Genomic DNA, 14,735 nt, shown 5'->3' on the forward strand with positions numbered 1-14,735 from the left:
GACCTATGCAATTTGATAAAACATTTACGTTTGGAACCGCAACATCATCGTATCAAATAGAGGGAGCACATAATGAAGGGGGAAGAACACCGTCCATCTGGGATATGTTCTGTGACATTCCGGGGAAAGTCTATAAGCAGCATAATGGTGACGTTGCCTGTGATCACTACCACCGATTAGAAGAAGACATCCAGCATATTAAGCGTTTGGGCGTGGATACGTATCGTTTCTCCATTGCCTGGCCGCGCATCTTTCCTGAAAAGGGTAAGTATAACCAGGAAGGAATGGACTTTTATAAAAAATTGGCGACAAGACTTCAAGAAGAAGGAATCAAGCCTGCTGTAACGTTGTATCACTGGGATCTTCCGTTGTGGGCACATGTGGAAGGCGGATGGGTCAATCGTGAATCCGTACAATGGTTCCTGGATTATGCAGAAGCCTGCTTCAAGGAGCTTGATTCCATCGTTGATTCATGGATCACTCACAATGAGCCCTGGTGTGCAGGGTTCCTCGGTTACCATCAGGGTGTTCATGCACCGGGTCATACCAATATGGATGAAGCAGTAAGAGCCGTTCATCACATGCTGTTGTCACACGGAAAAGCAGTGGAAATGCTTAAGAAGGAATTCCAGTCCGAGACGGAGATCGGCATCACGTTGAACCTCTCACCCGTTTATCCAAACACGGATTCAGTGAACGACGCACTTGCTGCCAACAACGCGGACGGATATTCCAATCGCTGGTTCCTTGATCCCGTATTCAAAGGGGAATACCCGAAAGATATGATGAACTTATTCTCAAAATACGTTCATACGTATGACTTCATTAAAGAAGGGGATATGGAACTGATCTCAACGGAATGTGATTTCTTCGGTATCAACTATTACAGCCGCGGGATCGTCGAGTTCAGTGCAGCCAATGATTTCCTTCATAAAGGAGCTTACTCGGATTATAAGAAAACAGGCATGGGCTGGGATATCGCCCCTAATGAGTTCAAGGACCTCATCCGCCGTCTAAGGCAGGAATATACGGATCTGCCGATCTACATCACTGAAAACGGGGCGGCATATGACGATGTGCTGGAAAACGGACGCGTACATGACCATGATCGTGTGAACTACTTGAATCTGCATCTTCAGGCCGTTTCCGACCTGAATGAAGAAGGCATGAACATTCAAGGATACTATTTATGGTCACTGATGGATAATTTTGAGTGGAGCTTCGGATATGACAAGCGCTTCGGTATCCTGTATGTCGATTTCGATACACAGGAGCGGATCTGGAAAGACAGCGCCTTCCGCTACGCTGAAATCATCCGGGATCATAAAGTGAAGCATAACCTTCATACTGAGGAAATCGCGCAATGAATATGAAGATGATTCTGACAGCCAAAGAAACAGGAGATCGGTTCTCTGAAAAAGAACCGGTTTCTTTTTCAGAAGGTCGTGCCAATACCCACATTCAGCTTGATCCAGAGCGTAAATATCAGGAAATGCTTGGGTTCGGCGGTGCGTTCACTGAATCGGCGGCTCACAGCCTCTCCCTCATCAGCCCGGAGAAGCGGGAAGAAATCATTCGCAGGTATTTTGATCCGGTAGAGGGACTTGGGTATCGGTTTGGTCGGACCCATATCAACAGCTGTGATTTTTCGTTAGAAAACTATACATATGTGGAGGATGGGGATGATTCGTTAGAAAGCTTCTCTATCGAGCGGGAGAAGAAACTGGTGATTCCTCTAATCCGGGAAGCGATGACAGTGGCCGGACGGGAACTTTCCATCGTTGCTTCCCCTTGGAGTCCACCTGCTTGGATGAAAACGAACGGAGAAATGAACAATGGCGGGAAACTGTTACCTCAATATGAATCCGTCTGGGCGGACTATTATTCAAAGTATATAGATGCGATGGAAAAAGAGGGGATTCCGATCTGGGGATTGACGATCCAGAATGAACCGGAAGCGAAGCAGGTTTGGGATTCATGCCTGTATACGGGGGAAGAAGAACGGGACTTTATTAAAAATCATTTAGGTCCGTCCCTCGAGAAACATGGCCATGAGGATGTGAAGGTCATTATTTGGGATCATAATCGTGATGTGATTTATGAGCGTGCAAAAGCTGTGTTGTCCGATCCCGAAGCGGCTAAGTATGTTTGGGGAACAGGGGTCCACTGGTATGTTTCCGAGGAGTTTGAAAACCTCTCAAAGGTACATGATGATTTTCCCGACAAGCATTTGATTTTCACAGAAGGGTGCATTGAAGGCGGGGTTCAGCCTGGTGCCTGGGATACAGGTGAACGCTATGGACGGAACATCATCGGTGACTTGAACAATTACCTTGAAGCGTGGATCGATTGGAATATGGTGCTGAATGAAGTAGGCGGTCCGAATCACGTCGGGAACTATTGCGATGCGCCGGTGATCGTCGATACTGTGAACGATGATGTCCGCTACAATAGTTCTTATTATTACATCGGGCATTTCAGTAAATACATTAAAAAAGGTGCAAGACGCATCGGGTGTGAGGTTTCCGGTGACGCTGTACTGGCCACTTCTTTTGAAAATGCAGACGGGGAGATTGTCGTGGTTGTGATGAATGCGGGTGACCGTGAGGAAGAGATTTCGTTAGAGTGCGGGGTTAATAACTTCAGCACGAGTCTTCCGTTGCATTCGATTGCTACTTTTATTATTCGGTAGTTGGAGAGCAGTCCTATTGGGGGCTGCTTTTTTGTGTGTTTAAGTACCTAAATGGGTATTGGAGGGCAGTTTGGCACAAGTTTCGCCGGAAGTGGCACGAGTTCTTTACGACCCCTTAATTCCTTTGGACACATTTGTACTTAAAACAGTACACTAGAACCATAAATACAGAGGGATTTTGGAGGGCTGTTCCATGTCGAAAAAGATTGAAGCCTTAGAAGAAGTAAAAAGAAATTATGTCCGGATGGCTTTAGAGAGTGGGAATTACTCATCTATTTCTCGAAATGCTGGGATTTCAAGGTCCACTTTGACAAGGTGGATCAAGGAATATGAGGATGAAGTACGTAATCAAATGGAAGATCCATCTTCGGCTGTCCTATCCACTGAGCCTTCTAAAGAAGAACTAAAAGCAAAATATGAACAAGCTATGAAACTGCTTGGCGAAAAAGAACTTGAAGTTGCGATGCTTAGAAACTTATTAAAAAAAACCCAATACCGGCCATAAGCGTTTTAGAAGAGATTCGAGTATGGGCAAGGGAGGGGTTTCATATTACTAAGCTGACAGAGGTCACAGGGACAAACAGATCCCTGTATTATTACCATAATGCGATTGAGGAACCAGTTGAAATGGTAGAGAAAAGGGGCCGCCCAATTCCAGGTTATTGAATGACCAATTCAGGAGATTTCATCCCAGATGAGCAAATTGAAGAATTCTTGATGGAGGCCATTGAGGGAGACGGTGCCACGTATGGTATAAAGAATCTCACCCAATTATTAAAAGATGAACATGACCTTCAAATTAATCATAAAAAGGTAGCTAGGTTGTGCAAAGAACTAGGAATTCTACTTCCACAACGACAGGGAAATCCTAAATACCCTAAACGGCTTGTCCGGAACCGTATTATAACTGCCCCTAATCAACTTTGGCAGCTTGATATTAAGTATGGAAACATCGTTGGAAGCAGAAGATTTTTCTTTGTCGCATGTGCAATTGATGTCTTCGATCGCTCCATCGTTGGATATTACAGAGGACCAAGGTGTACAGCCAAAGACATAACTGGAATGCTTAATGAAGCCATTATTAGACGACAGTTACAGGTTATTGATGACTCTAATGGACGACATTGCATTGTGGTAAGAACAGATAATGGTCCGCAATTTATCAGTAATCTATTCGGGGAGTTTTGTGAGAAAAACAACGTTTTTCATGAACGGATTCCTCCGAGATCACCAAACTACAATGCCTATATCGAATCCTTTTTTAGTATTTTGGAACGAGATTTATTCAGGCGATACGAATTTACCTATTTTGAAGAAGCATATTACGAAATTGATGAGTTTATGGAATTCTATAACCACCGTAGATATCACGGGGCCTTGGAAGAATGTCACCCGTGAAGTTTTATGAGAAATACAAAGATAGTGGTTTTCCTGAAGAAATGGCTTTAAGCCTTTAAAATGAAGGTTTTTCCTTCTTCACTAAAGCGAGGAAGGAAAAACAAAATGAAAAACTAAGAACAATTAAGACCCATGGAGTAAACGTTAGGAATTAGGGGGTCAAACCGAGTTTTCTTGAAAGTGGCACAAGTTTCGCCCAAGGTGGCACAAGTTTTTCTGAAAGTGGCACAAGCTTGCCGAACAATAGCCCATACTTTCTTAATATCTCCATAGTGCAATGCGATACGGCAACAAAAACATCCAATCTCACCCCATCACATATTCCCCGGACAACCATCATAGAATAGACCATCTAAAACAAAGGCAGGGTACAAACATATGAGTTTGTTTCTAAGAGGTACATTGGTGTTGGTGGTGACGGCTTTCATAGGCGAATGTTTAGAATTTGTGATCAATATGATCCTGGCCCGGGAGCTTGGTGAAGCGGGGCTTGGTACATACATGTCGATTCTCCCTACAGTGTTTCTGATTGTGATTTTATCGAGCATGGAGCTGCCGATCAGTCTTTCCAAATTCTTTGCAGAGCGGGAAGAACGATATCATCGGGGGATGCTCCATTATGCTTTCAGATTTGCGGTGATCACGACATGCATCCTTCTGTTAGTCATGGTGATGGTCTATGCCTGGACGCCGTTGTTTCAAGGTTATCATCCCGGCATCCGCTGGCTGATCTTGATTGTGATTCCCGTTGTGGCCTTCAGTTCCATCACAAGGGGATATTTCATGGGAATCCAGCAGATGGGGAAAATAGCGGCAGCGAATTTCCTTCGTAGAGGCATCCAATTAGGTTTATTGGTGTCGATCTATCAATTTTTGTCCTTCAGCATGGATACATCCATCTTTATTGCCCTCGGGACATTGATTGCGAGTGAAGCGGTCGTATTTGTTTATTTAATCCATGCTTACATTCTTGAAATTAAGGGTAAAAGAAAGAACAGCCATTCCGTATTACCAAAAGGTGATATGAGGAAATCAGTTTTATCGGTTTCGATTCCAACAACCGCCCTGCGCATCTTTCATGCCCTTACCCATGCGATTCAGCCCTTTTTGATAAAATGGGCTCTCGTTCTGTCAGGATTGGGGGCAGTAGAAGCGAATGAGCATTTTGGGATGCTTGCAGGTATTGCCCTTACCATCGGATTCTTTCCGTCATTCATTGCGTTTTCGATGCTGATCGTCCTGATCCCGACCGTATCGGAAAAAGTATCATCCAATGATTTTGAGGGTATCCTGTCACACCTTAAACAAGTGTTGTGGATCACATTGGGTTACGGTGTACCAGCTGTGTTTATTTATTATTCCCTTGGTGACTACATTACAGGAACGTTTTTTCACTCGGTTTCTTCAGCGTATTATTTGAAGCTCTTGTGGCCGTATTTCCTGTTTCATTTTCTGGTATTTCCCCTTCAGGCTTTTTTAATTGGATTGGGATTGGTGAAGGACGCCCTCCTGCATACCGTCTGGTCGAGCATCTTTTCATTTTCGCTCATATACTTGCTCGGATCCCGTTTCGGAATGGAAGGGGTCATCCTCGGCATGAATGCTGGAGCCGTTCTCATCACCATGCTCCATTACGTGACCATCTGTCGGGAACTGGAAACGACTCTTTGGTTAAAATCAGCCATAAAAATGTAAACTATATAAAACGGATGTGCAGATCGGAAGGCATTTGTTTTGCATAATGAGGGACGGACCTTTTATTCTAGTTGTATTCAACAACATGTACATACCATTCACTATTACAATGGATGATCAAACCCTCAAAGGAGAAGTCTATGATCGATTCTATTTTATTTAACATCATGTTAGTAGGAGTACTGGGGATTGCTTCCCAGTGGGTTGCCTGGAGATTCAGGCTGCCTGCCATCGTCATCATGTCGATTGTCGGGTTGCTCGTAGGTCCCATCTTCGGCCTCATCAATCCAAAGGACGATTTCGGGGATGTATTCAAACCCATCATTTCGATGGCTGTTGCCATCATCCTATTTGAAGGAAGCCTGAACCTGGATTTCCGTGAAGTGAGGGGACTGGGGAAACCAGTCTTCAGGATCGTCACGATCGGTGCCCTTTTGGCGTGGCTTCTCGGTTCATTAGGGGCTCACTATGTAGCCGGCTTATCCTGGGCCGTGGCCTTTGTGATCGGTGGTTTATTCATCGTTACGGGGCCAACGGTCATCCTGCCGCTGCTCAGACAGGCGAAGCTTAAGCCGAGACCTGCTGCGATTCTGAAATGGGAAGGGATCGTCGTCGATCCATTCGGTGCATTGATTGCCGTATTTGCTTTTGAAATTATCAACTTTTTAATCAGTGATGATGTAACAGGATTATCTCTACTGCTGTTCTTTGCGGCTTCCCTGTTTGCTGTCGTGTTTGGATGGGCACTGGGGAAATTCACCGGATTCATTTTTGAAAAAGGACATGTACCGGAGTTCCTGAAGTCACCGGTTGTATTTGCCCTTGTCCTGGCTTGTTTCACAATTTCAGATCATATCACACATGAAACGGGACTCCTTGCTGTTACAGCCATGGGAATGACGCTCGCGAATATGCATATATCATCGATTGATGATATGCGTCACTTTAAAGAGAACATTTCGGTTCTGCTAATATCGACCATATTCGTTATGCTGACAGCATCATTAACCGTAGATACCTTATTCCAGATTTTTAACTGGAACATCGTATCATTCGTCCTGCTCATGCTCTTCATCGTAAGGCCGATATCCATCTGGCTGTCTACGATAGGGACGGACCTCTCCGTCAGGGAAAAAATCCTAGTCGGATGGATCGCACCGAGAGGGATCGTTGCGTTGACCGTTTCGAGTTACTTTGCCTCTGTACTATTGGACAAGGGGTTTGAGGATGCAAGGATATTGACGTCCCTTACCTTTGCCCTGGTGTTCTCGACGGTGTGCGCACACGGATTTTCAATTAAATGGCTGGCGAAGAAACTTGATCTGGCCATCAGTGACCAGCCTGGGGTTGTCATCGTAGGGGGAAGTAAGTTCAGTACCGAATTTGCCAAGACCCTTCAGACCATGAAAATTCCCGTCCTGATCACGGATTCATCCTGGCAGCGGTTATTTTCGGTAAGGAAAGCAGGGATTCCATTTTACAGAGGGGAGATCCTGTCTGAACAAACCGAATATTATTTAGATATGACTCCGTATGAGTATATGATTGCGGCGACGGAGCTCGACTCCTATAACGCCCTTGTTTGTACGACCTTTGTGCCTGAGATCGGCAGGAATAACCTGTTTCAGCTGAGCCTGAGAAGCAAGAATGATGATGATCTCGAGGACATGGTCCATACGATCGGTGGCCGTATCCTATTTCAAAATCATGTGACGTGGGAAGAGCTGAATAAACGTGTCGAGCGGGGAGATGTATTCAGAAAGACGAATATCACGGAAAAATACACGTTTGAAGATTATCTGAAGGAACGGAATGAACATACCCTGTTGTTATTTGCTCATAAACCAACGGGAAGGATTGAATTCTTCACTGAAGGTTCATCTCCGAAGATCGAGGTGGGGGACGTCGTTGTCAGCCTGACTCAACCGTGTAAAGAGCTTAACAAGATCCAGGAAAAGCTGACTGTTCAGCGGGAAACAAAGGCAAAAGAAGACAAAAAGAAAGAAAGCGCCGACTGAGTCGACGCTTTCTTTTACTTTTTACCGGTGTATTGTTCTCCCAGCAGCTGCTTCACCTGGTTGTACGTCAGACCGGACTGTGCGTTCTGACGTTTGACCTCATCAATATCCGTCCCGGATTTCGTTACATTCCTCTTTGGCTGATTCATTCCAACACCCCCTATCACTTAATGTCAGTCATAGGGGTGAATTCTATACAGTGATAAAGGTCCGTCCCTCATCTACCGTGTCCGCTTGTATACGAGGTCAAAGGCCAGAATGATGATAGCAAGAGCATAGGCCGTGTACGAATAGGTGGAGTGCTCTGCCATGTTCTTCACCCCGATCCCGATGAAGGCCCAAACGAAGACCAGTGGATAAAGGAGATCGTGCTGTGTGATACGGAACCAGTAGGCGAGTACGGTAGCGACAATCAATCCAAGGTACGCCCAAACGAGTTCGGAAATCCCAAATCCGTTCCAGCCGATATCCGTTAAATAATAAGTGATATTCACAATCGTAGCAATCGAAATCCAACCCAAATATATCGAGAACGGTGCTAAATCTAAGAGGGACGGACCTGTGCTTTTGATCCGTTTATATAGGGCGATCAGGGTAAGTAGAAGTCCGAGCATAATAAAGACTGATACAAGGAAATAGTTATAGTGCCACACAAGGATCCAAGTGGAGTTGAGCAGGCAGCTTAAGACGAATAATCCGCTTGTTTCCTGATAAAGAGGAAGATCCCGCCTGTCTTTAGGAAACTGCCTGATGATCCAAATCGCCAGTAAAAGATAAATCAGGCTCCAAATCGAAAAGACATACCCTGCCGGGGTGATCATGATATCGAGCCTGTCACTTATCTCCCTGGTTGATTGATTATTCAAAGGCAAGGTAACAGCCAGCGTATTCATGACAATCACCAAAGCAAAAGCAACAAGATTTCATAATAATTTCATCGTCATTCCTCCTCTGAAAGTGTGGGGGATTCATGAGGTGCTGTGATATATACTATTCCTCTTTTCTCCATTTAAAAACCATAGGGAGAGAGTTTAGGTGAAAGGAATCGTGAAAGATGATGAAGGAATTAGAGGATTTATCGAGAATTTAAAAAAGGATAGGGACAATTGACACAATTCAAATAGGGGGACATTATGGACCATAAAACACATACATATTCAAATGTTTGGGATTTAGATGTTTTTTTCAAAGGTGGAAGTGAATCATCGGAGTTTAGGCAGCATCTGGATACGTTAGAGAAGAAGAAAAATGCTTTCGCCGAAAACGCCCTTGCCTTTCATCCGCCTCAATCGGCGAATGATGCAGAACTCGTTTGGAAGCTGATTGAAGAAGCGAAGGAAGTCATGCTGTATCTTCGGCAGGCCGGTGCATTCGTCAGCTGTCTGGAAGCCCAGAACATGCATGACCGGAAGGCAGATTCCCTGCGCAGTGAAGTCACAACGCAGAGTGCCGACTTTTCATCGACCTTTACAAAGTTTCAGCAGCAGCTTTCTGATTGTACAGGGGAAGTATGGGAAGAGCTACTGAAGCATGAACGGCTAAATGAAATCAGTTTTGTGTTGAATGAGTGGAGACGGAAATCGAAAGACAAGCTATCAAGCACAGAAGAATCCTTGATCCAAGCGTTGGCCGTTGATGGTTATCACGGCTGGGGTCAGATGTACGACACAATTGTCGGAGCGATGGAAATCACTCACGACGGTAAAACTCTGTCAGTGGGGCAGGCAAATAATTTACTCTCGAGTCCGGATGCGAAGATCCGTAAAGAGGTATTCGATCAATTGGAGAAAGCATGGGAAACGAATGAAGAGCTATTTGCCCGTACACTCAATCATCTTGGCGGTTTCCGTTTGAATGTTTACAAGAAGCGGGGCTGGGATGAATTAATGAAAGAGCCCCTTGAATACAATCGAATGAAGCAGGAAACCCTCGATGCCATGTGGGGTGCCATCTCAAAACATAAACAACCATTCGTGAAGTACCTGGACAGGAAAGCGAAACTACTTGGTAAGGAGAAGCTGGACTGGTTTGACTTGGACGCTCCGGTTGCGGAATCAACGGGCACCATGTCCTATGACGAAGGCGCGAAGTTTATTCTCAAGCAGTTCGCTCGTTTTGGCAGTGAAATGGCCGAGTTTGCAGAGAAAGCATTTGAGGATGAGTGGATTGAAGCGGAGGATCGTACCGGAAAACGACCGGGCGGTTTCTGTACATCTTTCCCTTTAAGTGATCAATCACGTATTTTTATGACGTACTCGGGATCGATGTCGAATGTATCGACGCTTGCCCATGAGTTGGGCCACGCCTTCCACTCGTATGCCCTTAAGCCGATGCACACGCTGAATCGGAATTACGCCATGAATGTGGCGGAAACCGCTTCGACGTTTGCCGAGATGATCGTGGCAGATGCAGCTGTCAAGGAAGCCAAAACAAAAGAAGATAAGATCGCTCTCATTGAAGATAAACTGCAGCGGAGTGTCGCTTTCTTCATGAATATCCATGCGCGTTTCTTATTCGAGACACGTTTCTATGAATCGCGTAAAAAAGGGATTGTATCCGTCGATACCCTCAATGATTTGATGGTGGAAGCCCAGAAGGAAGCCTTCGCTGATTCCCTTGGCGAAGTCCACCCGCGTTTCTGGGCATCGAAGCTACACTTCTATATTACAGGGGTGCCGTTCTATAACTTCCCATATACATTCGGCTACCTGTTCTCATTGAGCATTTACGCCAAGGCACTGAAGTCCGGAGAAAGCTATGAAGAGAAATATATGGCTCTGCTTCGCGACACCGCCGTCATGACCGTTGAAGACCTTGCCATGAAACACCTCGGCGAGGACATCACTAAAGAAGAATTCTGGGAAAAAGGAATCAACCTCTGCATCGCCGATGTGGAAGAATTCCTTGAACTGACAAACTAAATAAGCATGTCGAGGTCCGTCCCTGGAGTTGAGGGACGGACCTTTGTTTGGGTTGTCGACCTTTCTCTCCGGTTATCGGCCCTTTACGGGAATTTATTAACCTTCATCCAGATTTATCAACCGTTTTTTCATTTTATCAACCTAATTTTCACTATATCGACCGTTCTCCCAAATACGACAAAATTCGCACTCGTCCCTCTCATCCCTCCCCAAATAACCAAATCCCCTTCCAAACCGCATAGTCCTACCCCTTCTAAGCCTCAAGTCCGATACGAAAATAAAGCTCCGGCTCGTTATGGGAAATCCGCAAAATAGGTAGGATAAAGACATGAAGAAGAAAGGAGGCAACAAACATATGAAAAAATTTGGATTGCTTTTAGCAGGAGGGATTGCAGCCATTGTCCTGCTTGCCAATTTAGGACCGATCGTAGGGCTTGCGATCTCGTTATTGATCATGTATTACAGCTTCAAAGGTTTTATCAAAACAGATTCGACAGGCAAAAAGATTCTATGGGCATTGATCGGTCTTGCAGCATTCAGTGCAACCGTATCGAACTTCCCGGCCATCATCGGGCTTGTTGCTCTGTATGTCCTGTATGTCATCTATAAAAACTGGAAAAAAGAAGAAGTCATCATGGAAGAATCATCATCTGATCCTTTCACGAATTTCGAAAGAGAATGGTCACAATTAAAAAACTAAAGGAGCGATTATACAATGGCAAACCTATTTCAACGATTAAAAAATACCGTCATGTCCGACCTTCACGAAGCAATAGATAAGAAAGAAAAGAAAAACCCGATAGCGGTTCTGAATCATTACTTAAGACAGTGTGAGCAGGAAGTGGAAAAAGTAAGAAAGCTGGTTGAAAGACAGTACCTTTTAAAAGAGGAATTCCAAAAAGAATATCAGCAGGCATCCGTTTTAGCTGATAAGAGAAAGCATCAGGCTGAGGTAGCATCCAAAGCAGGAGAAGAAGGCTTGTATGAATTTGCCCTGCAGGAACAGAAATACTACGAAGAGCGCGCCGAGCGCATCAAGGAATCCAAGCTGCAAGCAACGAAAGAACTTGAAGAGCTTGAGCGGAAATACGAAGAGATGAAGCACAAGCTGAAGGATATGTACATCAAGCGCATGGAGCTGATGGGCAGGGAAAATATCGCACGTGCCCATAATAAAATGAATTCCGTCCTTGAATCTTCTTCCGGTTATAATAACCATGCGTTTTCTAAGTTTACTGAGATTGAAACCTACTTAGACCAGCTGGAGCATGGAGTGAATTCCTCTTATTACCGGAACACAATCGACGCAAAGGTCGCCAAATTAGAAAAAGACATGAAAAATGAGGAAACAGAAGCCATTCCATCGTGAAACATGGTATTCTAAGTTAAGAAAAACATGATAATCAAAAAAAGGGGGAGCTCATCATGGGTTCACCCCGTTTTATCATAGGATATAAGCTTCTAAATAAGTCATATACATAACCAGAAAGGAGGAACCCCTCATGTTCAATCGCTTACGCTCAGACGGAATCAGTTGGATCATTTTAATCGGAACATTACTTATACTGCTGGAAGTCTCCTTTTATGATGGGGGGGTTCTGGTCTTTCTATCGATCGCGGCTTTTTGCATCTATATAGGACGTAAAAAGCTGCCCCGGACATCCGGGAAGATCCTGCTGTGGTTCGGGATCATCAGTCTGGCCATCAATATCTTCAATACGGTGGCATTTAAATTTTTGTTATTCGGCATTCTGCTCTTTGTGATAGTTAGATTTGCTGATTCCAAGAAACATCCTAAGTATATTTCTCCGACCATCAAGGAGACATTCTCTCAATCCCATGAACCACTCGTCATGAAGAGATCCGCTCTTCAGAATGAATGGTTCGGTCCAAAGCGGACGCCGGAGAACGTATATGAATGGAATGATATTAATATTCAGGGCGTGATCGGGGACTCGGTCATCGACGTCGGGAATACGGTGCTTCCTAAAGGTACTTCCGTTGTATCGATCCGGAATATATTGGGGAATATCGAGATTCTCATCCCGTATGATGTGGAAGTGAGTGTCCATCACTCTGTCCTGGCGGGATCCATTGAAATTTTTGATGAAGTCGAGCCGAAAGCGATCAATCAGTCCCTTTATTATCAAACACCGGGTTACGATGAGGCCGTGCAACGGGTGAAGATCATCACTTCGATGTGGATCGGGGATTTAGAGGTGAAGAGGATATGAGTACGGTCAGTAAACAGGTCGTTGCGGGTATTCTCTTTTCCCTCATCATGGTGTTATTTTTATCTCTATCCTATTTTTACTTATATCCGTTAGAGGAATGGTCCCTATTATGGGAAGAAGAGATCATGGATATACCTGGTGCAGGGTTCATTCTGGTGGTCAGTATCCTGATCGGTATCATTTTCGGAATCCGGACGGGATTAAAGGATAAGCGTCAGCTTCGGGAAATGGAGGATGCCCTCCACCATGCGGAACAGGGACGTGCCATCTCGATCCCTGATACGGCAACCTCTGAAGCGCAGCAGGTGTGGAAGAAGGTGGAGGCTTTAGGAAAGCACCTCACGGATCAAGCACGGTACTCCCAGAAGCTCGCCAATGAAAAAGCCGAGGAGCAGGAAAAGCGGATCCAGGAAATTGTCTCACAGGAGCGGAACCGATTGGCAAGGGAGTTGCATGACTCGGTCAGTCAGCAGTTGTTCGCCGCATCAATGCTCATGTCAGCGATCAAAGAAACTCCTTCCCCACAACGAACACCCCAAGAAGAGAAGCAGCTTGGAATGGTCGAGCAGATGATCCATCAGTCGCAGCTTGAAATGAGGGCGCTTCTACTCCATCTTCGCCCAGTGGCGTTAAAAGGAAAGAATCTTCAAGAAGGAATGAAGGAGCTCTTGGTCGAATTAGCACAGAAGGTACCCCTCGATATCGAGTGGAAAATCGAAGACATGAGTCTTGATAAGGGGATTGAAGATCATCTGTTCAGAATACTGCAGGAGTCCGTATCGAATACGCTCCGACATGCCAAAGCGACTTCTCTGGACATCCGCCTCATAAAAAGGGAATCCATCATCATATTGAGGGTGGTGGATGATGGCAAAGGGTTTGATGTAAATGAATCGAAGGTGACCAGCTCGTATGGGCTTCAAAATATGAAAGAACGGGCCATCGAAATAGGTGGGACGTTTAAAATCATCAGTGTGCCAAATAAGGGGACCCGTCTGGAAGTGAAGGTTCCCGTAGTGGAGAATGAAGGTGAAAAGAATGATTAAAGTGGTATTTGTGGATGATCATGAAATGGTGAGGATCGGAGTCTCTTCTTATTTATCAGCCCAGACGGATATTGATGTCGTCGGGGAAGCATCTGATGGCAAAGAAGGTGTTCAAATGGCTCTTGAACTGCGACCTGACATCATCCTGATGGATCTTGTGATGAAAGAGATGGATGGCATTCAGGCGACAAAGGAAATCATCCAGGAATGGCCGGATGCAAAGATTATCATCGTCACCAGCTTCCTGGATGATGACAAGGTGTATCCCGCCCTCGAAGCAGGGGCTGTCAGTTATATGCTGAAAACATCTAAAGCAAGTGAGATTGCAGAGGCAGTGCGTAAAACTCATAATGGTCAATCCATCCTGGAACCCGAAGTGACGGGTAAGATGATGACGAGGATGAGGCAGAAGAGTGTCTCCCATCCCCATGAAGAGTTGACGAACCGAGAGCTTGAGATCCTCCTTCTCATGACTCAGGGCAAGACGAATCAGGAAATTGCCGATGAGTTGTTCATTGCATTGAAAACAGTGAAAACCCATGTGAGCAATATCCTCTCTAAGCTTGGTGTACAGGACAGAACGCAGGCCGTAATCTATGCCTTTAAACATGATTTAGCTAAATAATGTAAGAAAATGACCCGAAATGAAAACTTTTCGGGTCATTTTTTCGTATAGAAAGAAGAAGGCAATAAGACTTGCCACAAGCATCAAAAAACAATGGAGCAATATA

14 protein-coding genes are annotated in these 14,735 nt (G+C 44.9%); 12 read left to right on the forward strand and 2 right to left on the reverse strand.

Features of this window, described 5'->3' with window-relative positions:
* Positions 1 to 5: 5 nt before the first annotated feature.
* The 6 genes from ACIGG7_RS00940 to ACIGG7_RS00965 all read left to right on the forward strand — a co-directional run bounded on the left by ACIGG7_RS00940 (position 6) and on the right by ACIGG7_RS00965 (position 7,803).
* Positions 6 to 1,367, forward strand: coding sequence for a GH1 family beta-glucosidase (locus ACIGG7_RS00940; protein ID WP_397548417.1), 1,362 nt, complete (start codon positions 6 to 8; stop codon positions 1,365 to 1,367).
* Positions 1,364 to 2,692, forward strand: a complete 1,329-nt coding sequence (locus ACIGG7_RS00945; protein WP_397548418.1) for a glycoside hydrolase family 30 protein — start codon at positions 1,364 to 1,366, stop codon at positions 2,690 to 2,692. The genes ACIGG7_RS00940 and ACIGG7_RS00945 overlap by 4 nt, the downstream gene beginning before the upstream one ends.
* A gap of 193 nt (positions 2,693 to 2,885) precedes the next feature.
* A complete protein-coding gene (locus ACIGG7_RS00950) occupies positions 2,886 to 3,197 on the forward strand; it encodes a helix-turn-helix domain-containing protein (protein WP_397548419.1) in 312 nt (103 codons plus the stop codon).
* Between the two features lie 161 nt (positions 3,198 to 3,358).
* A complete protein-coding gene (locus ACIGG7_RS00955) occupies positions 3,359 to 4,090 on the forward strand; it encodes an IS3 family transposase (protein ID WP_397548420.1) in 732 nt (243 codons plus the stop codon).
* A gap of 378 nt (positions 4,091 to 4,468) precedes the next feature.
* Complete coding sequence (locus ACIGG7_RS00960) at positions 4,469 to 5,785, forward strand: oligosaccharide flippase family protein (protein ID WP_397548421.1); 1,317 nt, start codon at positions 4,469 to 4,471, stop codon at positions 5,783 to 5,785.
* A 140-nt stretch (positions 5,786 to 5,925) separates the two neighbouring features.
* Positions 5,926 to 7,803, forward strand: a complete 1,878-nt coding sequence (locus tag ACIGG7_RS00965) for a cation:proton antiporter (RefSeq protein ID WP_224941991.1) — start codon at positions 5,926 to 5,928, stop codon at positions 7,801 to 7,803.
* A 14-nt stretch (positions 7,804 to 7,817) separates the two neighbouring features.
* On the opposite strand, the gene ACIGG7_RS00970 is transcribed toward ACIGG7_RS00965, so the two are convergent.
* Both ACIGG7_RS00970 and ACIGG7_RS00975 read right to left on the reverse strand, forming a co-directional pair.
* Complete coding sequence (locus ACIGG7_RS00970) at positions 7,818 to 7,952, reverse strand: hypothetical protein (RefSeq protein ID WP_263628184.1); 135 nt, start codon at positions 7,950 to 7,952, stop codon at positions 7,818 to 7,820.
* 72 nt (positions 7,953 to 8,024) lie between these two features.
* A complete protein-coding gene (locus ACIGG7_RS00975) occupies positions 8,025 to 8,696 on the reverse strand; it encodes a TspO/MBR family protein (RefSeq protein ID WP_397548422.1) in 672 nt (223 codons plus the stop codon).
* 240 nt (positions 8,697 to 8,936) lie between these two features.
* Between ACIGG7_RS00975 and ACIGG7_RS00980 the strand changes: the two genes are divergently transcribed.
* The 6 genes from ACIGG7_RS00980 (at position 8,937) to ACIGG7_RS01005 (ending at position 14,629) form a co-directional block, all read left to right on the forward strand.
* Positions 8,937 to 10,724, forward strand: coding sequence for a M3 family oligoendopeptidase (locus tag ACIGG7_RS00980; RefSeq protein ID WP_397548423.1), 1,788 nt, complete (start codon positions 8,937 to 8,939; stop codon positions 10,722 to 10,724).
* 355 nt (positions 10,725 to 11,079) lie between these two features.
* Positions 11,080 to 11,424 (forward strand): lmo0954 family membrane protein, encoded by a 345-nt coding sequence (locus ACIGG7_RS00985; protein WP_397548424.1) that lies wholly within the window; start codon positions 11,080 to 11,082, stop codon positions 11,422 to 11,424.
* Positions 11,425 to 11,439: 15 nt separating this feature from the next.
* Positions 11,440 to 12,093 (forward strand): PspA/IM30 family protein, encoded by a 654-nt coding sequence (locus ACIGG7_RS00990; RefSeq protein ID WP_397548425.1) that lies wholly within the window; start codon positions 11,440 to 11,442, stop codon positions 12,091 to 12,093.
* 133 nt (positions 12,094 to 12,226) lie between these two features.
* Positions 12,227 to 12,958: a cell wall-active antibiotics response protein LiaF gene (gene liaF / locus ACIGG7_RS00995; protein WP_397548426.1), complete on the forward strand. Its 732-nt coding sequence runs from the start codon at positions 12,227 to 12,229 to the stop codon at positions 12,956 to 12,958.
* Positions 12,955 to 14,004, forward strand: a complete 1,050-nt coding sequence (locus ACIGG7_RS01000; protein WP_397548427.1) for a sensor histidine kinase — start codon at positions 12,955 to 12,957, stop codon at positions 14,002 to 14,004. Before liaF ends, ACIGG7_RS01000 begins: the two co-directional genes overlap by 4 nt.
* A complete protein-coding gene (locus tag ACIGG7_RS01005) occupies positions 13,997 to 14,629 on the forward strand; it encodes a response regulator transcription factor (protein ID WP_397549075.1) in 633 nt (210 codons plus the stop codon). The genes ACIGG7_RS01000 and ACIGG7_RS01005 overlap by 8 nt, the downstream gene beginning before the upstream one ends.
* Positions 14,630 to 14,735: the final 106 nt, after the last annotated feature.

The sequence above is a fragment of the Rossellomorea sp. NPDC077527 genome (genome assembly GCF_044542955.1).
In the GTDB taxonomy this organism is placed as follows: domain Bacteria; phylum Bacillota; class Bacilli; order Bacillales; family Bacillaceae_B; genus Rossellomorea; species Rossellomorea aquimaris_E.